The sequence below is a fragment of the Kosakonia sp. CCTCC M2018092 genome (genome assembly GCF_003864115.1).
GTDB lineage: Bacteria > Pseudomonadota > Gammaproteobacteria > Enterobacterales > Enterobacteriaceae > Kosakonia > Kosakonia cowanii.
Map to the genome: position 1 here is coordinate 1,682,230 of NZ_CP034225.1, position 25,164 is coordinate 1,707,393.

The following is a 25,164-nucleotide window of genomic DNA, read 5'->3' on the forward strand; positions in this document are numbered from 1 at the left end:
CCCTTCCTTATAAAAAGAGTTACGCCAGTTTGCAGGCGTCCGCCTCCCAGCGATAGCCCACGCCGTAGACCGCGCGAATAAAGGATTGCTCCTCGTCCAGCGCTTCCAGTTTGCGACGCAGGTTTTTGATATGACTATCGATAGTGCGGTCGGTCACCACGCGGTAGTCATCATACAGATGATTGAGTAATTGTTCGCGCGAGAAAACTTTACCCGGTTCGCTGGAGAGGGTTTTCAGCAGGCGGAACTCGGCGGGCGTCAAATCGAGCAGCTTGCTGTGCCAGCTCGCCTGGAAGCGCCCTTCATCGACAATCAGCGGGCTTTCGGCATCAAGCTGCTGCAATTCGCGCTGCGGTTTGCAGCGGCGCAGAATGGTCTTCACCCGCGCCACCACTTCGCGTGGGCTGTAGGGTTTGCAGATGTAGTCATCGGCCCCGATCTCCAGCCCCAGCAGGCGGTCGATCTCTTCGATCTTGGCAGTCACCATGACAATCGGCACATTGCAGAAGCGGCGAATTTCGCGGCACAGCGTCAAGCCATCAACGCCTGGCAGCATCAGGTCGAGCAGGATCAGATCCGGCGGCGTCTGGCGCACGTAACTGAGCACCTGATCGCCATGGCTAATCAGCGACGGCGCATAACTTGCCGCGCGCAGATAGTCGATCAGCAACTGCCCAAGCTTCGGTTCATCTTCGACGATCAGGATGCGCGGCGTATTTTCATCAATGGGTAACTCGGTCATACATCTCTCGATTTATCGCGTTCAAGCGGAAGTTCAACTGTAATGCTAACCCCGCCAAATGGCGAGTGCGCGGCATGGATAGCGCCACCGTGCGCCTCCACAATATTCAGACAGATTGCCAGCCCCAGCCCGGAGCCACCGCTGGCGCGGTTGCGCGAGCCTTCCGTGCGGTAGAAGCGCTCAAACAGGCGCTGCAACTGCTCGTCACTCACTCCAGGCCCGCTGTCGGCAAAGCGCAGCAGCAGGGTATTATCACGCGGGATAAGCTGGATAAGCGTTCGCCCGCCGCTGTCGGTATAGCGCAGGCTGTTCTCCAGCAGATTATTAAACAGTTGCATCAGACGATGGGGATCGCCAAACACCGTTGCGCTCTCCGGCAACTCCAGCGACAGCGTCAGATTGCGGCTGGCGAAGCGCTCGCGGAACGCGCCAGCGGCAATCTCCACCAGCGAGACGGCATCCACCGATTTTTTCTGATAGGCCAGCGCCCCCTCATCGGACATCGATAGCTGATGCAGATCGTCCACCAGTTTGGTAAGCGTGGCGACCTCAGCCTGCAAGGAGGTGACCGACTCAGGCGTGAACTGCCGCACGCCATCCTGAATCGCCTCCAGCTCGCCGCGCAGCACCGCCAGCGGCGTGCGCAGCTCATGGGAGATATCGGCCATAAAGTCGCGGCGCATCTGCTGGTTCTTCTCAAGGGTGCTGGCGAGCTGGTTAAAGTCCTGCGCCAGCCTGCCAATCTCATCCTGGCTGCCCGGTTTCACGCGGGTAGAAAAGTCGCCCGAGGCGAGTTTATGGGTGCCGTCCACCAGCCGTTTCACCGGAGCCAGCAGCCCGCGCGCCAGCGGGAAGGTGGCAATAGCGGCCAGCAGTGTGGCGAGACCGACAATCACCCAGCTGGTGCGCCGCTGCTGGCGGTCAAAGTTGATATCGGTGTTGCGCGTCAGCTTTTTCACCGGCGAGGCGATCACCCAGCCGACGGTGGCATTATTCACTTTGATCTCGCGCTGCGTACCATCCACCGGCACCGGCGAGTGTGGGCCAACCAGCACCCGTTTTTGCTGATCCAGCACCCAGAAGCGGGTACGCCAGCCGTGGGGCGGCATATCCGGGCGATCCGGCGGGCCTGCGTCCTCTTGCGGACCAGGGCCGCGCCCGCGATCGGGGCCGCCGGGGCCAGGACGGCCGTCATCATGCTCATTTTCCCGGTCAAAGGAGCGCAGGATCTGGAAAATCATCCGGTCATTGTGGCGCAGAAACTGCCAGTCGCCGTGCTGGGTATACTGCTCGGCGAGCGTATCCGTCAGCATCTGCAAGCGCAGGTCGTTGCCGCGCTTGATGTAGTTCATAAAGTCATGCTCAAAGCTGATGCGCACCGCCCAGTGGGTAGCGAACAGCAGCAGAATGCAGGTGGTGAGAATGGCGAGAAAGAGTTTGGCCGTGATCCCCGGCCGCCAGAACCTCATGATGTTCTCCTGTTGCGACGGGCAATCACCGCATTTTGGCTGGCGTCATCGGGCACGCGGGCAAAAAGGGCCGCCGGCAGTGCAATAATCACCGCCATCGTCAGATAGGTATAAAGAAAGACTTCGTGCGCCATGCCGCTGTCCGCCGAGAGATGCTGCTGACCGAAGAGGCCGAGCAGCAGACCGGCGACGCTGACGCCAATACTCATCGAGAGCTGCATAATCATCGACAGCATACTGTTGCCGCCGCTTGCCAGCTCATCGGGCAGATCCTTCAGCGTCAGGGTGTTCATCGACGAGAAGCGCATCGAGTTAATCATCCCCTGGCAGAAGAGCACCACCGGCAGCAGGTAATACCAGCCAAGCAGCGCCGTCGCCATAAACAGCAGGCTAACCAGCGCGAGGCCAACGGTTGAGGCGACCAGCACGCGGCGATAGCCAAAGCGGTTAACCACCTGCACAACGATCCGCTTCATCCCCATGCTGCCGAGCACCATCGGGATCATCATCAGCCCGGCATGAAACGGCGAAAAGCCGAGGCCGATCTGCAAAAAGACCGGGGTCATAAAGGGCAGCATGCCGCTGCCGATACGCCCGGCGAAGCTCCCCGCCAGCCCCAGCGAAAAGCTGCGGGTGCGGAACAGACGCAAATTAAACAGCGCCCGGTCATTGCCCCTCGCGTGCAGAAGGTAGAAGAGAATCGCCGCTGCACCTACTGCCACCAGACCGCCCAGTTGCCAGAGCGTCAGGCCAAGGCCGCGGCTGCCGTCAAGCGCCAGCGTCAGCGTCGCCATGCCGCCCGCCAGCAGCACAAAACCGGAGAAATCGAAGCGGCGGGTTTGCAGGGTGTAGTTCGGCATCAGGCTCAGGGTGGCAATCGCGCCAATAATGCCCACCGGCAGGTTAATCAGGAAGATCCAGTGCCAGGAGGCGTACTCCACCAGAATACCGCCGAGCGCCGGGCCGAGCAGCGGGCCGACCTGGCCTGGCAGCGTCACAAAGGTCATCGCTGCCATATAGTGGGTGCGCGGCACGATCTTCATCACCGTTAAGCGCCCGACCGGTACCATCATCGCGCCGCCAAAGCCTTGCAGCACGCGCGCCAGGATCAGCTGATCGAGCGTGGCGGCCAGCGCACAAAATAGCGACCCGGCGGTAAAGAGCACAATCGCCACGCAGAAGATATTGCGCACGCCAACCCGGTCGGCCAGCCAGCCGCTGGCGGGCAGCATCACCGCAACGGTCAGCACATAGGAGACCACCACCATATGCATATGCAGCGGGCTCTCGCCGAGGCTTGCCGCCATCGAGGGGAGGGCGGTGTTAACAATGGTGGTATCCAGCGACTGCATAAAGAAGCCAAAGGCGACTATCCATAACTGCCAGCGGATCTGTTTTGGTAACTCATTCATTCACTTACGGGCTCTCTCACTTTGCGACTAAACCGCGCGCGCAGACGATCAAAGAAGAGGTAGACCACCGGCGTGGTATAGAGCGTCAGCAACTGGCTCATCACCAGCCCGCCGACAATGGTAATACCGAGCGGCTGGCGCAACTCTGAACCATCTCCGCTGGAGATCACCAGCGGCAGGGCACCAAACAACGCCGCTAGGGTGGTCATCATAATCGGGCGAAAACGCAGCAGGCAGGCCTGGAAAATCGCCTCTTCGGCACTCAGTTGCCCCTGGCGCTGCGCCTCGAGGGCGAAGTCGACCATCATAATGGCGTTTTTCTTCACAATCCCGATAAGCAGCATAATACCAATCAGCGCAATCAGGCTAAACGGCGCGCCAAACAGCTCCAGCGCCAGCAGTGCGCCAACGCCTGCCGACGGCAGGGTCGAAAGAATGGTCAGCGGGTGAACATAGCTCTCATAGAGAATGCCGAGCACGATATAGACCGTGGCGATGGCGGCGAGGATCAGGATCACCTGCGAGTTCATCGTCTCCTGGAACACCTGCGCGGTTCCGGCAAAGCTGCCGCGCACGCTGTTTGGCACGCCAAGCTGCGTCATGGTGCGGTCAATCGCCTCGCTGGCCTGCGAGAGCGAGACGCCCGCTGGCAGGTTAAAGGCAATAGTTGAGGCCGCCGACAACCCCTGATGATTAACCGACAGCGGCGCATTGGCCGGCTGCCAGTGGGCAAAGTAGGAGAGGGGAATCGACGCGCCCGCATCGTTGATGATGTACATCTTATCCAGCGCGCTGACATCCTGGGTGTAGCGCGGGTCGACCTCCATCACCACTTTGTACTGGTTAAGCGGCTGGTAGATGGTGGAGATCTGTCGTTGACCGAAGGCGTTATTCAGCAGACTGTTCGCCGCCTGCACGCTGATACCGAGGCGGGTCATGGTTTCCCGGTCATAGACCAGGTTCATCTCCGCGCCATTATCCTGCTGATCCGAGTTGACATCCGCCAGCTCCGGCAGCGCCGCAAACGCTTTGCGGATCTTCGGCTCCCACTCGCGCAGGTCGCTTAAAGAGTCCGACAGCAGCGCAAACTGGTAGCTGGCATTGGCCTGGCGGCCGCCGACGCGGATATCCTGCACCGCCATCAAAAAGAGGCTCGCGCCCGGCTCTTTTGCCAGCTTACTGCGCAGGCGGTCAATCACCTCCTGCGCGGTGGCGTGGCGCTGGTCGCGCGATTTGAGGGTGATAAACATCATCCCGCTATTCACCCGTGAGCCGCCGGTAAAACCGGTGACGTTATCCACCGCCGGATCCTCGCGGATGATCTGCATAAAGTCCTGCAACTTGCCGCGCATCGCCTGGAAGGAGATGCTCTGATCCGCCTGAATACCGCCCATCAGCACGCCGGTATCCTGCTCCGGGAAGAAGGTTTTTGGAATCGAGATATAGAGCCAGATATTGAGCGCGATAGTGCCAAGCAGCACCACACCAACCAGCCGGGCGTGGTTAAGCACCCATTTCAGCGAGCGGGCATACTGCTGCTGGATGCGGGTCAGCAGGCGGCCAACGCCTCTCTCCCGCGTGCGGCTATGCGGCTTATGGGCTTTGAGCAACCAGCCGCACATCATGGGCGTCAGGGTGAGTGAGATCAGCAGCGAAATGCCAATCGCCACCGACAGCGTAACGGCAAATTCGCGCAGCAACCGCCCCGGCAGCCCGGCCATCAGCAGCAGCGGCAGGAACACCGCCACCAGCGACAGGCTCATCGACAGCACCGTAAAGCCCACTTCCCGCGTCCCTTGCAGCGCCGCCTGTAACGGCTTCATTCCCGCTTCGAGATGACGGGAGATATTCTCCAGCACCACAATCGCGTCATCAACCACAAAGCCGGTGGCGATGGTCAGCGCCATTAATGACAGGTTGTTGAGGCTAAAGCCGCACAGATACATAGCGGCAAAGGTGCCAACCAGCGATACCGGCACGGCCACCGCCGGGATAAAGGTCGCCCGGCCTGAACGCAGGAAAAGGAACACTACCAGGATCACCAGCGCGACGGAGATCACCAGCGTCTGCTCCACTTCCGCCAGCGAGGCGCGAATGGTCGGCGAGCGATCCTGAGCGATTTGCAGGTCAATGGCGGCGGGAATGGTCTTTTGCAACTCCGGCAGGCGGGCGCGAATGCTGTCCACCGTCTGGATAATATTGGCTTCCGGCAGTTTACGAACCATCAGCAAAATCGCCGGTTTGGCGTTGGTCATCCCGGCGTTGCGCACATCCTGCACCGAGTCGGTGACCGTGGCGACATCGCTTAAGCGTACTGCGGCACCATTTTTATGGTGAATAATCAGCGGCTGGTACTCCGCCGCAGTTTTTAACTCATCATTGGTCTGCACCTGCCAGCGGTGCGCGCCATCCTCCAGCGCGCCCTGCGGTTTGCGCACGTTGGCATTGCTGATGGCCGTGCGTACCGCATCGAGAGAGACGCCCTGGTTAAACAGTGCCTGCGGGTTGAGATCGACACGCACGGCGGGCAGGGAGCTGCCGCCGACATCGACATCGCCGACGCCGTCGATTTGCGACAGGATTTGCGCCAGCTGCGTTGAGGCAAAGTCATACAGCTCACCCTGGGAGTAGGTATCCGAGGTGAGGGTGAGGATCATGATTGGCGCAGCGGAGGGGTTCGCTTTGCGATAGGTCGGGCGGCTCGGCATGCCGCTCGGCAGCAGGCTCTGCGCGGCATTGATCGCCGCCTGCACATCGCGCGCCGCGCCGTTGATATCGCGGTCGAAATTGAACTCAAGAATAATGCGCGTGCTGCCAAGGGAGCTGGAGGAGGTCATCTCGCTCACTCCGGCAATGCGCCCCAGCGAGCGCTCAAGCGGTGTGGCGACCGACGAGGCCATGGTCTCCGGCGAAGCACCGGGCAGCGAGGCGCTGACCATGATCACCGGAAAATCGACCTGCGGCAGCGGGGCGACCGGCAGCAGCCGGAAGCCGAGAATGCCGCACAGGGTAATGGCGAGCGAAATCAGGATCGTCGCCACCGGGCGGTAAATGAAGAGGGCGAAAAACTTCACTTACGCCTCCTCTTCACGCTGCGGAAAACGCTTTTTCGCCGCCAGCGCCAGGCGGTCGAAGAGCAGATAGATCACCGGCGTGGTAAACAGCGTCAGCACCTGGCTCACCAGCAGGCCGCCGACCATGCCGATCCCCAGCGGGCGACGCAGCTCTGCGCCAACGCCGGTGCTAAGCATCAGCGGCAGCGCGCCGAGCAGCGCCGCCAGTGTGGTCATCAGGATCGGGCGAAAACGTAGCAGGCAGGCCTGGAAGATGGCATCGCGCGGCGACATGCCCGCTTCGCGCTCGGCGGCGAGGGCGAAGTCGATCATCATGATGGCGTTCTTCTTCACAATGCCGATCAGCAGGATGATGCCGATAATGGCGATCACATCGAGCTCGCTGCCGGAAATCATCAGCGCCAGCAGCGCGCCGACGCCCGCCGTTGGCAGCGTCGAGAGGATGGTTATCGGGTGGATAAAGCTCTCATACAGCACGCCGAGTACGATATACATCGCCGCTATCGCCGCAACAATCAGCCAGATGGTGCTTCCGAGCGCCGCCTGGAACGCCAGCGTGCTGCCCTGGAATTCGGTGCGGATATCGGTCGGGAAGTGGAGGGTTTTTTCGCTCTCCTGCACCGCGTCGACCGCATCGCCCAGCGAGTAGCCGTCGGCGACGTTAAAAGAGATGGTGGTCGACGGGAACTGATCGAGATGGTTGATGCTTAACGGCGCATAGCGCTGCTCGATTTTGGCGATCGACGACAGCGGCACCACGCCGCCTTCGCTGCTGGTCAGGCGAATATTATCCAGCCCGGCCAGGCCCGGCGTCTGCGTGGTGTCATGCTCCAGCACCACCCGATACTGGTTCGCCTGGGTGTAGATGGTGGAGATCAGGCGCTGACCAAAGGCGTTGTAGAGGGCGTTATCAACATCCGCCATGCTGATACCGAGGCGGCTGGCGCTGTCGCGATCCACGTTGACGTAGGCCACCAGCCCTTTGTCCTGCCAGTCGCTGCTGACATCCGCCAGCTGCGGCATCGCTTGCAACTTACTCACCAGCTGCGGCACCCAGGTGCTGAGCGCGTCGAGAGAGTTGGCCTGTAGGGTGAACTGGTACTGGGTGCGGCTGACGGTGGTGTCGATGGTGAGATCCTGCGTCGGTTGCAGATAGAGCGACATGCCGGGCACATTGCCCGCCGCCTGCTGCAACCGCTCAATCACCGGCTGGACGCGAACGTCGCGCTCTTCCAGCGGTTTCAGGTTAATCTGCAACCGCGCGCTGTTAAGAGAGGGGTTCGTGCCGTCGACGCCAACGAAAGCGGTGAGGCTCTCCACGGCCGGATCGCGCAGGATAATATCCGCCACCTGGCGCTGGCGCTCCGCCATGCTGGCAAAGGAGGCGGATTGCGGTGCCTGCAACGTGCCCTGAATAATGCCGTTGTCCTGGATCGGGAAGAAGCCTTTCGGAATAAAGATCCACAGCATCACCGACAGCAGCAGCGTGCCGAGGGCGACGCCAAGGGTCAGCCACGGGTGATTAAGCACGCGGCTCAGCAGACGGCCGTAACCGGCAATCACCCGCTCAAAAAAGCGCTCCGAGGCGCGGGAGAAGCGGTTCTGCTTGCGCAGGGATTCCGCACTAAGCATGCGGGCGCACATCATCGGCGTTAAGGTCAGCGACACCACGGCGGAGATCAGAATGGCAATCGCCAGCGTGACGGCAAACTCACGGAACAGCCGCCCAACGATATCGCCCATTAACAGCAGCGGGATCAGCACCGCAATCAGCGAGAAGGTGAGCGAGATGATGGTAAAGCCAATCTCGCCTGCGCCTTTCAGTGCCGCATTCAGCGGTTTTTCGCCCTTTTCGATATAGCGCGAGATGTTTTCGATCACCACAATCGCGTCATCGACGACAAAGCCGGTGGCGATGGTAAGCGCCATCAGCGTCAGGTTATTGATGGAGAAATCGAGAAATACCATCGCCGCAAAGGTGCCAATCAGCGACAGCGGCACCGCAACGGCGGGGATAATTGTCGCCGGAATATTGCGCAGGAAGAGGTAGATAATCATCACCACCAGCGCAATCGCCAGCATCAGCTCAGACTGCGTATCACTTACCGAGGCGCGGATATTGTTGGTGCGATCCGAGAGCACCTTCACGCTGACGGATTTCGGCAGGCTCTCAGTCAGCTGCGGCAGCAGGGCATGGATATTATCCGCGGTATCGATAATATTGGCGCCCGGCTGGCGCTGCACATTCATCACAATCGCCTGCTGCTTGTTCGCCCATGCGCCGAGCCAGCTGTTCTCTGCACCCTGTTCAACGGTAGCGATATCCCCTAAGCGGATCGGCGCACCGTTCTGGTAAGCGATAATCAGCTTGCGGTACTCCTCGGCGGACTGCATCTGGTCATTGGCTGAGAGCGTGACGGCGCGGGTCGGACCATCAAGGCTACCTTTCGCCGAGTTGACGTTAGCGTTGCTGATGGCGGTGCGCACGGTTTCGCTGGTCAGCCCCAGCCCGGCAATCGCCTGCGCGTTAAGTTTGACGCGCACCGCCGGACGCTGGCCGCCGGAGAGCGTTACCAGCCCGACGCCGGAGACCTGGGAGATCTTCTGCGCCACGCGCGTTTCCACCATATCCTCCACCCGCGTCATCGGCATGGCGGAAGAGGTGACCGCCAGCGTCATGATCGGCGGGTCGGCGGGGTTCACTTTGTTGTAGACCGGCGGGTTCGGTAAGTCCGAAGGCAGCAGGCTGTTGGCGGCGTTCATTGCCGCCTGCACTTCTTGTTCGGCAACATCCAGCGGCAGGCTCAGCTGGAATTGCAGCGTGACGACCGACGCGCCGCCGGAACTCTGCGAAGACATCTGCTTTAAGCCCGACATCTGGCCAAACTGGCGCTCAAGCGGCGCGGTAATGGCAGAAGTCACCACATCCGGGCTGGCGCCAGGGTAGAGCGTCACCACCTGAATGGTTGGATAATCCACTTCCGGCAGCGCCGAAACGGGCAGAAAGCGGTAGCCGATGATCCCGGCCAGCAGGATCGCCACCATCAATAGCGTGGTGGCGACCGGACGCAGAATAAAGAGACGCGAAGGGCCGCCCGTCCGGCCCGGCGGTAACAGCTGCATCAGCCTTGTGCTCCTTTCGCCGGACGTTCACGCTTCGCGGGCAGGGTTTCTGCGTTGCTGGCGTCCACCACTTCGACCTGCGCGCCCTCTGTCAGACGGTCGATACCGTCAGTGACGACGCGATCGCCTGCCGATAACCCGGCGCTAATCACCACTTTCTGGCTGTCCTGAATACCCGGGGTCACCGTGTGTTTGCTGACCTTGTTCTTATCGTTCAGCACCCAGACGAAGTTGCCTTCATTGCCCATTTGCAGCGCTGCGGCGGGGATCACCACCGCATCCTGCTGGGTGGCGACCAGCATACGGGCGTTAACAAACTGGTTCGGGAAGAGGGCGTCCTGCTCGTTGTCGAAACGCGCTTTCAGCTTGATGGTGCCGGTGGTGGCGTCGATCTGGTTATCCAGGCTCAACAACGTACCGCTGCTGAGCTTCTGTTTATTGGTGCGATCCCAGGCTTCCACTACCAGTTTCTGCCCATTTTTCTGCGCCTGCACCACGGTGGCGATGTCGCTCTCTGGCAGAGTAAAGATGAGATCGATCGGGTGGGTTTGCGTCAGCACCACAATACCGGTGGTATCGCTGCTGCTAATCTGGTTGCCGACATCGACCTGTTTCAGGCCGACGCGTCCGCTGACCGGCGCGGTGATGCGGCTCCACTCCAGCTGTAGCTGGGCGCTGGCAACGGAGGCTTCATCCGCTTTAACGGTACCTTCAGATTCACTGACCAGCGCCTGCTGAGCGTCGAGATCCTGGCGCGAGACAAGGCTGGTTTTCGCCAGCTGTTGATAGCGGGCAAGATCGCGGCGGGCATTGGCAAGCGTCGCTTTATCCTTCGCCAGCTGGCCCTGCGCCTGTGCCAGCGCGACGTTGAATTCGCTGGGATCGATCTCCGCCAGCAGATCGCCAGCATTCACCTGCTGCCCCTCCTGGAAATGGATAGCTTTGAGCTGACCCGAGACGCGGCTGCGCACGGTAACGGTATTCGCTGCGGTAATTGTGCCGAGGCCGGAGAGATAGCGCGGAACGGATTCGCTGGTGGCGGTCGCCGCCTGTACCGGCGGCAGTGCGCCGCGCATGCCGTGACGTCCGCCGCCTGAAGGCGTTTGTTGCCCGCTTGCCGTGGTGGTTGAGGCGCTGTGCGCAAAATAGTACCAGGCCGCACCAGCCAGTGCGATGACCAGTGCCGCGACAACGGTGCGGCGAAAAGTGACTCGTCCTTTCATCGTTATAGGTATCTCTTTAAATCGAATGGCGAAGTAATAGTAGTGTAGTCACCCTGAAGCGCAGAAAAATGGAGGAAAAATGAAACACTGTCTGGAAACGTAGTCACGACAGATAATTTGCGTTAGGGAGATTTTGTAGCAGAAAGCATGCCGGGTGAAGCCACCCGGCAGATAATCAACGGAAGACAACCTGTGCCCAGCGGGCCAGCCCGGCGGTCACCGAGCCGAAGTCATCACCACCGGCTATGGTGATGCCGGGCAGCGTTTCCGCCAGCGCTTTTTTGATAATCGGTGAACGGGCGCTGCCGCCGGTTAAGTAGATCACATCCGGCGTCTCATTACTGGTTGCCAGCGCCAACTGCACCTGCTCAATAATGCGCTGTAACGGCTGGTTAAGGGCATTTTCAAGCCCCTGCTGATCGATGGCGGTGGCGAGGCTGTCGCTGATAAATGGCAGCGAGGCGGTCACCTGCTGCGTGTCGGAGAGGGCGATTTTGCTCTCTTCCGCGCTGCGCACCAGCCGGTAGCCGAGGCGCTGCTTCCACACTTTTACCAGCAGAGCGACCTTTTCTGCGTCGCGCGCATCGCGCAGCAGGTCGTTTAACAAGCGGCCGTTTGCCGTGCTGTAAAACTCCGTCTGCGCCGGAACATCGTTGATCGCCACCGCGTTCCACCACGGCAGGATCGGCAGCGCAATGCCTTTTTCCGTCTGTCCGCCCATGCCGAGCAGCGGCATCAGGTTTTTGAACGCCAGCGCGATGTCGAGATCGTTCCCGCCAACGCGGCAGCCGCTGTGACCGAGCAGGCTGGCGCTGCGATCCGCTTTCTCGCGCCACTGCGGACCCATCAGGATCAGCGAGCAGTCGGTGGTACCGCCGCCGATGTCGACCACCAGCACGCGTTTCTCTTCATTTAATGTCGCTTCAAAATCGAGCCCGGCAGCGACCGGTTCGAACTGGAACACCACCTCTTCGAAGCCTGCACGCGTTGCGGCGCGCTCAAGGATGCCCTGCGCCTGGGCGTTAGCCTCATCGCCGCCGAGCCCCTGGAAGTTGATCGGCCGGCCAATCACCGCCTGGCGAATCGTCTCTGGCAACTGGCTCTCTGCCTGCTTGCGGATATGCAGCATCATGGCGCAGACCAGATCCTCAAACAGCGCGATCTGCTGCGGCTTCAGGCCGCTGGCACCGAGAAACGACTTCGGTGATTTGACGAAGTAGACCTCCTCCGGATCGCTCACATACTGGCGCAGCGAGGCGAGGCCGAACTGGACGCTGGCGGCGTTGACCTCAATGTCCTCTTCGCGGTTGAAGCTCACCGCCCGGCGCAGCAGCGCCTGGGTTTCACTCCCCGTTGCCGGAACCTGATGGTGGCGATAGAGCCACTCGCTTACCGCTTCGCGCGTCGGCGCGCAGAGCATCGACGGCAGTAAGGTACTGTTATTTTCCATGGTCAGCAGCTGTGGCGCGTTATCGCGCATCACCGCTACCGAGCAGTTTGCCGTACCGTAGTCAAAACCAATAAACACCGTGCAATCCCCATGCCTGTGAAGAAGGGGGGCGACTTTAGCCGAATGCGTGCAGGGCGACAACCGGAATATGAAAGCAAGGCGAAAATTCCCTGAGTTGTTATGCTTTTAGCATTATCAGCGGGGAGATGGTATGCACACACTGCACTGGCAGCCGCCCTATGACTGGGCGTGGATGTTGAGTTTTTTAGGCGCACGCGCCGTCGCGGGCGTGGAAGTGGTGAGCGAGACGCGCTATGTGCGCTCGTATGCCTTTGGTGCTCATCGCGGGATTATCACCGCCGAGCCGGATGAGGCGAGCGCGACGCTGAAGGTCACTTTAAGTGAGGGGCTTGAACCGGTTGCGGAGCACTGTTTGCAGCGGCTGGAGAGGTTATTTGATCTCACCTGCGAGCCGGAGCGTATCAATATGCGGCTTGGCGATCTCGCCGCCGCGCGCCCTGGCCTGCGGCTGCCCGGCTCGATCGACCCCTTTGAGCAGGCGGTGCGCGCTGTGCTCGGGCAACTGGTGAGTGTGGCGATGGCGGCAAAGCTGACGGCAAAAGTCGCGCATCGTTATGGCGATGTGATGGATGAAGCACCGGGGTTTATCACCTTTCCCACCGCGCAGCAGATTGCCGCCGCCGATGCACAAGTGCTGAAAAGCCTGGGGATGCCGCTAAAACGCGCCCAGGCACTGATTACCCTTGCCGAGGCTGCCTGTGACGGCTCTTTCCCGCTACAGAAGCCGGACGATGTGGAGCAGGGGGTAAAAGCGCTGCTGAGTTACCCGGGGATTGGGCGCTGGACGGCGAACTACTTTGCACTGCGCGGCTGGCAGGCGAAAGATATCTTCTTACCGGACGATTATGCGATTAAGCAGCGTTTCGCCGGCATGACGCCCGCACAAACGCGCCGTTATGCCGAGCGCTGGCAACCGTTTCGCTCTTACGCGCTGTTGCATATCTGGTTTACCCAGGGCTGGTCGCCCGAGCAGTAATGCAATGCCCGATGGCGCTTCGCTTATCGGGCCTACGGAAAGTCCGGCGCTAATGCCTGATGGCGCTGCGCTTATCAGGCCTGCGGGGAGTAGGTATACGGTCTCTGGCTGGGATGTAGGCCGGATAAGGCGTAGCCGCCATCCGGCAGTTAGTTGATGGCGAAATAACTGGTATTGAGCATCAAATCGAGCGGGTGCGCCTGGGAGATGGTATCGCCATAAATCAGGTCAATGCCAATCCCGGAGAGGGTATCCATCATCATCGGTTGATGCGTCGGCCCGGCAATGCTCTTCAGCCCCAGGCGCTGCGCATGCCCCTGAATAATGGTCACCATCATCTCATCCATCAAATTGCCATGCACGTTAGAGACCAGCTCCGGCTCCAGCAGCAGATAATCAGCCATATGCGGTGTAATGCGCTCGAAAACATCGAGATCGTGCCCGACACGGCTGAGGATAATGCGACACCCTGCATGGCGCAGGCGTCTGAGGTTTTCAAGCCGGGTATGGCCTTCGCGCACCAGCGCATCTGCCGGGATCACCAGATGCAGCAGACGCCCCGGCATCGGGCCACTCTCAAGCATAGATAACAGTTCATCCACCAGGCTACTGCTTGCCAGACCGTGCACCGAGAGGGGCAGGGCGACACCCAGCCCTTTGGCGGTGATGGCGGCCGCATGCTTGTTGAAAAACTCATGGAAGAGACGCTGGTCGAGGGCGCGAATCAGCTCCGGCTCGTGGAGCCCGGCGCGAAACGCGTGCTCCTCCATAACTTCGCCTTCGCTGGTCCATAAGCGCAGGGAGAGTAGCCAGAAGTTACACGCTTCCGGCACCCGCGGCGAAGCGACGCCGCGCGCAATCATTAACAGATGGTTCTCTTTAATGATGCGCCACTGCTCCTCCAGCGACATCATTGAGCGCTCATGCTGCATCAGACCCTGCTTCGGTTCATAAACCGTCACCCGGCCGCGCCCGCTATGCTTCGAGGCGTAACAGGCGATATCGGCCTGCGACATCACTTCGGAAGCCTGATGGTTATACTCATCGATGATCGTGATCCCGGCACTGGCCCCGATACGATGTTCGCGATCCTCCCAGCTGAAGCGATAATCATTGATCGCTTCAATCATACGACCGGCGATATAACGCGCGCTTTCGACATTACACTCTGGCAGCAGCAGGCCAAATTCATCGCCGCCCAGGCGGGCAAGAATATCGGTGGAGCGCAGCAGGCTGAGCATCAGCGTCGAGATTTCGCGGAGCAGCGTATCCCCGGCGGCATGCCCGGCGCTATCGTTAACTGCTTTAAAGCGGTCGAGATCGATAAACACCAGCGCATGGCGTTGATGGTACTCCTGCACCGTCGACAGCAGGCGTTTCAGGTTCGCCTCGAAGCTGACGCGGTTCGCCAGATGGGTAAGGGCATCGTGCGAGGCGCTGTAGCTCAGCTGGCGCAGCATTTTGCGTGACTCGGTCACATCCTGGATAACCAGTACTGAGCCGATATTCTGCCCGTCGAGAGTGCTGAGTGGGGTAATGGTGTAGTGAATGTCGAAGCTGCCGCCCGCGCGGCAGTGCAGCACCACATCCTGTTCGATATCCGTGCGTGACATATCGCCACTGTGAATATTTTCCAGTACCGGACCGCTATCGCCAAAGGTGATATGCAGCACCTTCAGCAGAGGCTGACCCATGGCGCTCTCTTGCGACCAGCCGCTCATCTTCTCGGCGACCGGGTTCATAAAGGTGACTTTCATCTCGACATCGGTACAGAGCACCGCTTCGCCGATGGAGTCGAGTGTAATGTGCAGCCGCTCCTTCTCCTGGTAAAGCGCCTCGTTAAGCTGCTTCACCTCCGTCATATCCATACTGACGCCGAGCAGCCGTTCGACCTCACCCTGCTTATTAAGCACGCGGTTTGCCAGCGAGCGAATATGGCGGATGCCATCTTTCACGGCAATGCGGAACTCGAGTTTGAAGGCAATGCGCGACGCCAGCGCGTCACGGATCACCCGCTCGGTTTCCGGCCGGTCTTCCGGCACAATACGTTCGTACCACAGCTGCCAGGTCGGTTTGAGATGCGCAGGCACTTCATACATCTCGAACATCCGTTTATCCCAGCTGATGATGTCCGGCTCCAGCTCCCACTCCCAGATACCGATACCGCCCGCTTCGTTAGCGAGGGTAATGCGCTCCATCAACCGTTTGTTGACCCATTCGGTCTGCTTCAGATCGTTAATGTCTTCAACCTGGGCAATAAAGTAGAGCGGAGTGCCGTTGGCGTGACGCACCACCGAGACGGCCAGTAACCCCCACACCAGATCGCCGTTGCGCGTGTAGTAGCGTTTTTCCATCGAATAGCTGGCAATTTCGCCGCGCGTCAGCTGCTGTAACTGCGCCATATCCCGCGCCAGATCTTCCGGCCAGGTGAGCTGCTGGAAGGTCATCAGACGCAGCTCCTCCTGGCTGTAGCCGAGAAACTGGCACAGCGCTTTGTTAGCCTGTAGCCACTGGCCGTCGGTACCGACCAGCGCCATACCGATGGCTGAATACTCCATGGCGTTACGAAAACGCGCCTCGCTCTCAATGATGTGCTTGCGCTCGGTGCGAAAGGCGTACATCACCATGGTCATGACGTGCACCGGCAGAAGGATCATCAGAAACGGCAGCCACGGCGCGTTTATCATCACGCCGCTTTTCGAGAAGCTCACGACGTTGGGATCGATAGCGATCACCAGCGACGCCACCATCACAGTCGCAAGATAAATTAAGAAGGCCTCCATACGTGGCAGGCGTACCGCGCTCCACATCAGCAGCACAATCACGGCGGTAAAGGGCCACGGCAGATAGTGCAGCGCCAGCCAGCTCAGCGTCAGCGTCAGGCCAAGAGTAACCAGCGTTTCCAGCAGGAGTTTCGGATTGCGGTGGCGCAGCAGGTAGTGGGGTTTAAAGAGCAGACCGAGCGGCACCAGCGCCAGCGCACCAATCGCTTCCGATAACATCCAGATAATAAAGGTACGCAGCAGGTTATCTGTCGGTACCAGCAAGCAAATCAGCACCCCGCCAATCAGCGGCGGTATCAGCACGCTGCCAATGACAAGGCGTATCCAGTCGGCAAGATTTTTAAGCGGATTATAAGAAGGCAGCAGTTTGCGCAGCAGGATCGCGCCTGCGACGGCTTCAACGATATTGACCAGCGGGTAGCGAAGATCAACAAAAGAGGGTGAAAAGAGCGTGACGGTGGCGGCGATGTTGCCCAGCGCGTAGGCAAGGGCAATGCCCGGCCACATCTTGCCAGCATGGCGGTAAAAGGCCACGATCATGATCGCGGTGGGGAACCAGAGCGGCGCAATAATGGTGCCAAATCGAATCAGCTCAAGGGAGAAGAGCGTGAAGATAAAAGAGAGCAGTCCAAGACTTATTAGCCGCAGCACGGGATGTGGTGTGGTAACCAAAACGTGTTGGTATTGTTTTTTCATTACCGCTTTATCCGCAACCCTGTGCCGTCCGACACGGCGGCCGACGAATGAAATGAGAATTTCGGATTATGCTAGTACAAACAATTTACAATTCCTATGGCGCGCGCTCATAAATTGACATCATAGTGTTATTAATTACTTAGTGAATGCATAAAACGCGCCCGGTGCGTCATTTTTACCCACCTTGCTGAGAAAAAAAGCGCGCAGTTTGGCGAAAAATGCCGCCATTTTTGCTTATCGCGTTCACCCGCGCTTTCGACTGGTATCGCGGCGGTGAAATCCCTATAATTGCCGCGTTTGACGCCAAGGCGTCTTCCTTCCTTTACATCCAGGTTAATCAGGTCCCTAAATTTATGACTGATCAGTCACATCAGTGCGTCATCATCGGCATCGCCGGCGCATCTGCTTCAGGTAAAAGTCTTATTGCCAGTACGCTTTACCGCGAGTTACGCGAGCAGGTGGGTGATGAACACATTGGCGTTATTCCCGAAGACAGCTACTACAAAGATCAAAGCCATCTGTCGATGGAAGAGCGTGTTAAAACCAACTATGACCATCCGAGCGCGATGGATCACAGTCTGTTATTCCAGCATCTTCAGTCCCTTAAGCGCGGCGAATCCATTGAGTTACCGGTCTACAGCTATGTTGAGCATACCCGCACCGCAGAGACCATTCGTATCGAAGCCAAAAAAGTCATCATTCTGGAAGGGATCCTGCTGCTGACCGACTCTCGCCTGCGCGATGAGATGAACTTCTCCATTTTTGTCGATACGCCGCTGGATATCTGCCTGATGCGCCGCATCAAACGCGACGTGAATGAACGCGGGCGTTCGATGGATTCGGTCATGGCGCAGTATCAGAAAACCGTGCGCCCGATGTTCCTGCAATTTATCGAACCTTCCAAACAGTATGCCGACATCATCGTGCCGCGCGGCGGCAAGAACCGTATCGCCATCGACATTCTGAAAGCCAAAATCAGCCAATTTTTTGAATAATACATGTTAGGCTGTCAAACTCAGTGTTAACTACCCGTCCCCTGAGGCTTTTTCAGGGGCGTGTCGCACCAAAGGAGAATGTGCCATGCGTCTTTGTGACCGCGATATCGAAGCCTGGATGAATGAGGGCCGACTCGCAATTAACCCGCGTCCGCCGGTAGAACGAATTAATGGTGCGACGGTGGATGTCCGTCTGGGCAACAAATTCCGCACATTCAGTGGTCATACCGCAGCATTTATCGATCTGAGCGGGCCGAAACAGGAAGTGACCGCCGCCCTCGATCGGGTGATGAGTGATGAGATTGTCCTCGCCGATGGCGAAGCCTTTTTCCTCCATCCGGGCGAGCTGGCGCTGGCGGTGACCTATGAGTCCGTTACCCTGCCGGCGGATCTGGTCGGCTGGCTCGATGGCCGCTCATCGCTGGCACGATTAGGGCTGATGGTGCACGTCACCGCGCACCGTATCGATCCCGGCTGGTCTGGCTGCATCGTGCTGGAGTTCTATAATTCAGGCAAACTGCCGCTGGCCCTGCGCCCCGGCATGCTGATCGGCGCGCTGAGCTTTGAGCCGCTCTCCGGCCCGGCCGAGCGCCCTTACAACCGCCGCGAAGATGCGAAGTATCGCGATCAGCAGGGCGCGGTTGCCAGCCGTATCGATAAAGACTGAGCAAGTTATCTCTGCAGAGGACGCCATGAGAAGAGTGTTAACCACGCTGATGATTCTGTTGGTCGTGCTGATTGCCGGCCTGTCAGCGTTGGTGTTGCTGGTCAACCCCAACGATTTCCGTGCTTATATGGTGCGTCAGGTTGAAGCGCGTAGCGGCTATCAGTTACAGCTTGATGGCCCCCTGCGCTGGCACGTCTGGCCGCAGCTCAGCATTCTCTCAGGGCGCATGACGTTAACCGCGCCGGGCGCGCAGACGCCGGTGGTTAAAGCAGACAATATGCGCCTCGACGTCAATCTCTTACCTCTGCTTTCCCACCAGCTGCATGTTAAGCAGGTGATGTTAAAAGGTGCGGTGATCCAGCTAACGCCTGAAACCCAGGCCGCGGTGGATAAAGACGCACCTGTCGCACCGCGTGAAAACACTCTGCCGCAGGCGGAAGAGGATCGCGGCTGGTCCTGGGATATAGGCAGTCTGCAGGTAGCGGACAGCGTGCTGGTGTTACAGCATGAGAACGATGAGCAGGTGACGGTGCGCGATATCCGGCTGCAGATGGAGCAGGATGAGCAGCACCAGGCGGCGCTGGAGTTCTCCGGGCGCATCAACCGTAATCAACGTGATTTGACCCTCGCGCTGCGCGCGAATCTCGACGCGCGCGACTATCCACACAACCTCTCTGCGGTGGTGGATAGCGTCAAGTGGCAGCTGCGCGGTGGCGATGTGCCATCACAAGGTATCGAAGGTGAAGGCGAGTTGCAGGCGCAGTGGCAGGGCGAACAGCAACGCCTGGCGCTGAGCGCGCTGAAGCTGCGCGCCAATGACAGTGTTCTGACCGGGCATGGCAGCGTGACCTTTGGCACTTTGCCGGTCTGGGCGCTGGATTTGCAGTTCGATAATCTCAATCTCGATAACCTGTTGCCGCCGCAAAATAGCGCAACGGATAACAGCGCACCGGATCAGCAGGGCCAGGCGCAAAGCCGCCCGCCGCGTCCGGTGATCGCCAACAGCGCCGATGTACCGCACTTCAATGGCCTGCGTGATTTCACCGCCCAGGTGGGGATCAGCGCAAAAGCCGTGCGCTGGCGCGGGATGCAGTTTGCCGATGTCAGCGGGCAGTTCAATAACAACGCAGGCCTGCTTGTCATCCCGACCTTGCAGGGCAAAATGGGCGCCGGGCAGATCTCTCTTCCAGGGCAGCTGGATGTGCGCCGCGATGCCTCGCGGGCGGTGTTCCAGCCGCGCCTCGACAATGTTGAGATTGGCGACATTCTGAAAGCCTTTAATTATCCCATCGCGCTTACGGGTAGCCTCTCAATGGCGGGTGATTTCTCCGGCCCGAGCATTGATGCCGAAGATTTCCGCCGTTTGTGGCAGGGCGAAGCGCATGTTGAGCTGAAAAATAGCCGCATGGAAGGGCTCAACTTCCAGCAGCTGGTGCAGCAGGCGGTGGCGCGCAGCACCGATGTGCAGACGCAGGAAAAATATGACACTGCAACGCGGCTCGACAGTTTCAGCAGCGATCTGGCGCTGAAAGCGGGGCAGATGACGCTGAGTAATATGCAGGGCAGCTCGCCGCTTATTGCCCTGACCGGTGAAGGCAAAATGGATCTGGTCAAAGAGCAGGCGGATACCCGCTTCAATATTCAGGTGCTGGGCGGCTGGCAAGGGGAGAGCGAGCTTATCGACTTCCTGAAGACGACGCCGATCCCGCTGCGTGTTTATGGGCCGTGGCAGGCGCTCAACTACAATCTGCAGGTAGATCAGCTGTTGCGTAAGCATCTGCAGGATGAGGCGAAACGCCGCCTGAGCGACTGGGCGGATCGTAACAAGGACAAGCAGAGCAGCAAAGATGTGAAGAAGCTGCTCGATAAGATGTAAGGATGCCGCCGTTGGGCGAAATGCCTGATGGCGGCTTCGCCTTATCAGGCCTACAGGGATGGTGCGGGGCAAAATGCCTGATGGCGGCTGCGCCTTATCAGGCCTACAGGGATGGTGCAGGGCGAAATGCCTGATGGCGGCTGCGCCTTATCAGGCCTACAGGGATGGTGCAGGGCGAAATGCCTGATGGCGGCTGCGCCTTATCAGGCCTACAGGGATGGTGCGGGGCAAAATGCCTGATGGCGGCTGCGCCTTATCAGGCCTACAGGGATGGTGCGGGGCAAAATGCCTGATGGCGGCTGCGCCTTATCAGGCCTACGGCGATGGTGCAGGGTAAAATGCCTGATGTCGGCTGCGCCTTATCAGGCCTACAGGGATGGTGCAGGGCGAAATGCCTGATGGCGGCTGCGCCTTATCAGGCCTACGGGCGTTATGAGGGTATTAAAGAACGCCTTCTAAGGCCAGGTGCTGGAGCAGCATAATGGTTTTGCCATCGGCAATCTCTCCGCTGCGGATAGCGGCCAGCGCGTCAGTAAATGTCATTTCCACCACTTCAATATCTTCCCCTTCCTCAACCAGACCGCCGCCGTTGCCGGTACGGCGGCTCTCGTCATATTCAGCGATAAAAAAGTGCAGCTTCTCACTGACCGAGCCTGGGCTCATCCAGGCTTCGAATACCTTTTCAACCCGCTCAAGACGGTATCCGGTCTCCTCTTCAGCCTCCTGTTTTATGCGCGTCTCCGCATCCAGCTCATCCAGCAGCCCGGCGGCGGCTTCCAGTAAAAAACCTGCATGATCGTTCACAAACAGCGGTAAGCGAAACTGCCGGGTAAGGATCACGCTGCGTTTACTGCGGTTGTATAACAGGATCGTTGCGCCGTTGCCGCGGTCATACACCTCCCGGCTCTGACGCTGCCACTCCCCGTTGCGGCGGCGAAAATCGAAAGTGTATTTCGTCAGCTTTCCCCAATCCCGCGACAACGGGATCGCGGTGATAATGCGTGCTTGTGCCTGTTCAGCTTGCATAAATGCTCCTTTGTGCAGTTTCAGGCATCATAACGCGCTAATTCGTGCGCAAACAAGAAATTTCGTGCAGATTACTGCCAGCGAGGGCTGGGGCGCGTGTTGTCAATGCGGGGGAGTAAGCAAGGAGAGTGAGCCGGGGCGAACCCCGGCTGCTTTACACTTCGTAGTCGGAAGGAGCGTCGCTGGCTATGGGAATAAGCTGCACTTTCTGCACCCGGTGGCTCTCAACCTCCAGGGTTTTGAGTCGGAAATCGCCAACAGTCACCTCTTCGCCAGGAGCGGGAATACGCTGCAGATGCTCCATCAACAGCCCGGCGATGGTGTGGTAATCGCGTTTATCATCCAGCGGCAGCGGCACATACTGCACCAGATCTTCCAGCGGCATATGGCCGTTAGCGGTCCAGCTGCCATCGCTGTTTTTCTGGATATCATGGCGGGCGTCAATCTCCTCCACCTCGTTGGGCAGGTTGCCGGCGATGGTCTCCATCACATCACTTAATGTCACTACTCCTTCGACCGAACCGAACTCATCGACCACGAATGCGAAGTGGGTACGGGCATTGCGGAACTGCTCCAGCGCCTGCAACAGCGGCAGTCCTTCAGGGAAGACCAGCGGCTGGCGCACCAGCACGCGCAGATCCAGCGGTTCGCCGTGCAGGGACTGCTGCAACAGATCGAGAATATGCACCACGCCGAGCAGCGACTCCTCCTGCTCGCCGCCGGTCACCACAATGCGCGTATGCTGGTTTTTATCCAGCAGGGCGCGCACCTCCGCTTCCGGCGCGTTGAGATCGATATGTTCGATATCGTGACGCGAGGTCATGATGCTGCTCACCGTGCGCTGATTGAGGTTCAGCACGCGCTCAATCATCCGCCGCTCCTGTGGGTTGAAAATCTGCGCATCGTCGCTGTCGCGCAGCATCGAGGCGGTTTGCGCATCCAGCTCGGCATCCTCTTTACGCCCGCTGAGCAGGCGCATCACCGCTTCGGTGGTGCGCTGGCGCAGCGTATGGTTGGCAAACAGGAAACGGCGGCGGTTAAAGATAGCCAGCTGATTGAGGGATTCAATCATCACCGAGAAGCCAATCGCCGCATAGAGATAGCCTTTCGGAATATGGAAGCCAAAGCCTTCCGCCACCAGGCTAAAGCCGATCATCAGCAGGAAGCTGAGACAGAGGATGACAATTGTCGGGTGATTATTGACAAAGCGGGTGAGGGCTTTGCTCGCCAGCAGCATCAGCGAGATAGCGATAATGACCGCGGCCATCATCACCGCAAGATGGTCAACCATGCCGACGGCGGTGATCACCGAGTCGAGAGAGAAGACCGCGTCGAGCACCACGATTTGCGCGACTACTACCCAGAATTTTGCCCCGCCCCGCTGGCTGGGGTTATCACTATCTTTTCCTTCAAGCCGCTCATTCAGCTCTACCGTGGCTTTAAACAGCAGGAACAGGCCGCCGAACAGCATGATCAGATCGCGGGCGCTAAAGCTTAAACCGCGTACGGTGAACAGCGGTTGCGTGAGCGTCACCAGCCACGAAATGGAGGCCAGCAGCACCAGACGCATCAGCATAGCGAGGATTAAACCTGTCACGCGCGCACGGTCGCGCTCTGAGGGCGGTAATTTTTCCGCCAGAATGGCAATAAAAACCAGGTTATCGATACCGAGCACTAACTCAATGACCACCAGCGTGATCAGCCCGGCCCAGATTGATGGATCTGCAATCCACTCCATTTTTAGCGTAAAACCTTATATAAGTTGGGAGTTGTGATGAAGAGATCATGGGTAACTTTCCGCATGAATGCAATGCCGCCTGCGATTAATCTTATTTAATAAGATATTTAAGAGTTATTTAATTACATTCCCGCACGGTGATTAAGTTTATTTATACCTGATTAAGGCACGAATTTAGGAACTATCGTATGGGGTGGGCTGCATCCCTAAGTTGTCAATATAAGTTAATTCCTAAAAACCTGAAAACCCGACGTTAATATTATTCTTAAAAAAGCTTCTGTCAGGAGATGCCGCCTTGCCTGCCCTTGGCTTAGCTGCAACAATTCCATCGGCATCTTTCAAATATACCTGCGATGTTAATTTCCGCGTTGTTATTCGATGCGGAAAAGGATACCCGCCGTATTTAGCGCGCGCCGCAGTTGGCGCCCTGACGAGGATGTAAAGGATGACTATCAACGACATATCGATGATCAGTGCATTGGTAACTGGAAGCCAGGGGCGGTAGCATGCCTGTTGGCATGACTGCAGCCAGATTATTCTGTAATGTCATGGGGTTGGATAAATGCTTTTTAGGACTGATGCTAGTTATATTCCTGGTGAATTAACTGCATTCTGATTCTGTGTACTGCTTGAGCGCTTATTTAAATCGCACAGGATAATTACTCTGCCATAGTGATAATTAATCAATGATGAAATCTAAAATGAAATTGATGCCATTATTGGTGTCCATAAGCTTAATGAGTGGCTGCACCGTATTCCCGGGTAGCAATATGTCGACATCGGGAAAGGACGTGATTAAACAGCAGGATGCTGACTTTGATTTAGACAGTATGGTGAACGTTTATCCTTTGACTCCGCGTCTGATTGAGCAGCTGCGCCCGCGCGTAAACGTTGCTCAACCTAACATGTCGCTGGATCAAGAGATCTCCTCTTATGAATACCGCGTCGGACCAGGCGACGTCCTGAGCGTCACTGTGTGGGATCACCCGGAATTAACCACCCCTGCCGGTCAGTATCGCAGCTCCAGCGATACCGGTAACTGGGTGCAGCCGGATGGCACCATGTTCTACCCCTATATCGGCAAAGTCCGCGTGGTGGGTAAAACCCTGGCCGAAATCCGTAGTGATATTACCAGCCGCTTAGCGACCTATATTGCCGACCCGCAGGTGGACGTTAATATCGCCGCGTTCCGCTCGCAAAAAGCCTATGTCTCTGGTCAGGTTAATAAATCAGGCCAGCAGGCGATCACCAACGTGCCGCTGACCGTGCTTGACGCCATCAACGCCGCGGGCGGTCTGACCGATCTTGCCGACTGGCGCAACGTCGTGCTGACCCACAAAGGCAAAGAGGAGCGCATTTCTCTGCAGGCGCTGATGCAAAACGGCGACCTCAGCCAGAACCGCCTGCTCTACCCGGGCGACATTCTGTTTGTTCCGCGCAATGACGATCTGAAAGTGTTCGTGATGGGTGAAGTGAAAAAACAGAGCACCCTCAAAATGGACTTCAGCGGCATGACGCTGACCGAAGCGCTCGGCCAGGCAGAAGGTCTCGACCTGACCTCCTCCAACGCCAGCGGTATCTTCGTCATCCGTCCGATCAAGAACGGCGAGGGCGGTCGCGGCAACAAGATTGCCAACATCTACCAGCTTGATATGTCGGATGCCACGTCGCTGGTGATGGCCACCAACTTCCGCCTCCAGCCTTACGACGTTGTTTATGTCACCACCGCACCGGTATCGCGTTGGAACCGTCTTATCAACCAGTTGCTGCCAACCATCAGTGGCGTTCGCTACATGACGGATACGGCCAAAGATATTCATACGTGGTAACAGG

15 protein-coding genes are annotated in these 25,164 nt (G+C 58.4%); 5 read left to right on the forward strand and 10 right to left on the reverse strand.

All coding sequences use genetic code 11. The annotated features are described in order from the left end of the window. Positions 1-19 precede the first annotated feature (19 nt). The 7 genes from baeR to yegD form a co-directional block, all read right to left on the reverse strand. Complete coding sequence (gene baeR / locus EH164_RS07910; protein WP_023479172.1) at positions 20-742, reverse strand: two-component system response regulator BaeR; 723 nt, start codon at positions 740-742, stop codon at positions 20-22. After that, complete coding sequence (baeS, locus tag EH164_RS07915; RefSeq protein WP_023479228.1) at positions 739-2,211, reverse strand: two-component system sensor histidine kinase BaeS; 1,473 nt, start codon at positions 2,209-2,211, stop codon at positions 739-741. Before baeS ends, baeR begins: the two co-directional genes overlap by 4 nt. Continuing rightward, entirely contained in the window at positions 2,208-3,623 is a 1,416-nt protein-coding gene (locus EH164_RS07920; protein ID WP_124967854.1) for an MFS transporter, read from the reverse strand. The genes baeS and EH164_RS07920 overlap by 4 nt, the downstream gene beginning before the upstream one ends. Beyond that, positions 3,620-6,697, reverse strand: a complete 3,078-nt coding sequence (gene mdtC / locus EH164_RS07925; protein ID WP_124967855.1) for a multidrug efflux RND transporter permease subunit MdtC — start codon at positions 6,695-6,697, stop codon at positions 3,620-3,622. Before mdtC ends, EH164_RS07920 begins: the two co-directional genes overlap by 4 nt. Continuing rightward, the gene (locus tag EH164_RS07930) at positions 6,698-9,820 is read right to left on the reverse strand and encodes an MdtB/MuxB family multidrug efflux RND transporter permease subunit (protein ID WP_124967856.1); all 3,123 of its coding nucleotides are present in this window, start codon (positions 9,818-9,820) and stop codon (positions 6,698-6,700) included. Next, entirely contained in the window at positions 9,820-11,043 is a 1,224-nt protein-coding gene (locus EH164_RS07935) for an MdtA/MuxA family multidrug efflux RND transporter periplasmic adaptor subunit (RefSeq protein ID WP_124967857.1), read from the reverse strand. The genes EH164_RS07930 and EH164_RS07935 overlap by 1 nt, the downstream gene beginning before the upstream one ends. Positions 11,044-11,218: 175 nt before the next feature. After that, on the reverse strand, positions 11,219-12,571 hold the full coding sequence (yegD, locus tag EH164_RS07940) for a molecular chaperone (RefSeq protein ID WP_124967858.1): 1,353 nt from the start codon (positions 12,569-12,571) through the stop codon (positions 11,219-11,221). A gap of 133 nt (positions 12,572-12,704) precedes the next feature. Between yegD and alkA the strand changes: the two genes are divergently transcribed. After that, positions 12,705-13,550, forward strand: a complete 846-nt coding sequence (alkA, locus tag EH164_RS07945; RefSeq protein WP_124967859.1) for a DNA-3-methyladenine glycosylase 2 — start codon at positions 12,705-12,707, stop codon at positions 13,548-13,550. Between the two features lie 149 nt (positions 13,551-13,699). Here the strand turns inward: alkA and EH164_RS07950 are convergent, their stop codons facing one another. Next, positions 13,700-17,029, reverse strand: coding sequence for a diguanylate cyclase (locus tag EH164_RS07950; protein ID WP_124967860.1), 3,330 nt, complete (start codon positions 17,027-17,029; stop codon positions 13,700-13,702). A gap of 353 nt (positions 17,030-17,382) precedes the next feature. Here EH164_RS07950 and udk point away from each other — a divergent pair, with 353 nt between their 5' ends. The 3 genes from udk (at position 17,383) to asmA (ending at position 20,567) form a co-directional block, all read left to right on the forward strand. Continuing rightward, positions 17,383-18,024, forward strand: coding sequence for a uridine kinase (gene udk / locus EH164_RS07955; protein ID WP_023479149.1), 642 nt, complete (start codon positions 17,383-17,385; stop codon positions 18,022-18,024). An 85-nt stretch (positions 18,025-18,109) separates the two neighbouring features. Then, entirely contained in the window at positions 18,110-18,691 is a 582-nt protein-coding gene (gene dcd / locus EH164_RS07960; protein WP_023479188.1) for a dCTP deaminase, read from the forward strand. 25 nt (positions 18,692-18,716) lie between these two features. Continuing rightward, on the forward strand, positions 18,717-20,567 hold the full coding sequence (gene asmA / locus EH164_RS07965) for an outer membrane assembly protein AsmA (protein ID WP_124967861.1): 1,851 nt from the start codon (positions 18,717-18,719) through the stop codon (positions 20,565-20,567). 441 nt (positions 20,568-21,008) lie between these two features. On the opposite strand, the gene EH164_RS07970 is transcribed toward asmA, so the two are convergent. After that, entirely contained in the window at positions 21,009-21,593 is a 585-nt protein-coding gene (locus EH164_RS07970; RefSeq protein WP_124967862.1) for an NUDIX domain-containing protein, read from the reverse strand. A gap of 154 nt (positions 21,594-21,747) precedes the next feature. After that, the gene (locus EH164_RS07975; protein ID WP_124967863.1) at positions 21,748-23,331 is read right to left on the reverse strand and encodes a TerC family protein; all 1,584 of its coding nucleotides are present in this window, start codon (positions 23,329-23,331) and stop codon (positions 21,748-21,750) included. 686 nt (positions 23,332-24,017) lie between these two features. Here EH164_RS07975 and EH164_RS07985 point away from each other — a divergent pair. Further along, on the forward strand, positions 24,018-25,160 hold the full coding sequence (locus tag EH164_RS07985; protein ID WP_023479113.1) for a polysaccharide export protein: 1,143 nt from the start codon (positions 24,018-24,020) through the stop codon (positions 25,158-25,160). The last annotated feature ends 4 nt before the right edge of the window (positions 25,161-25,164 follow it).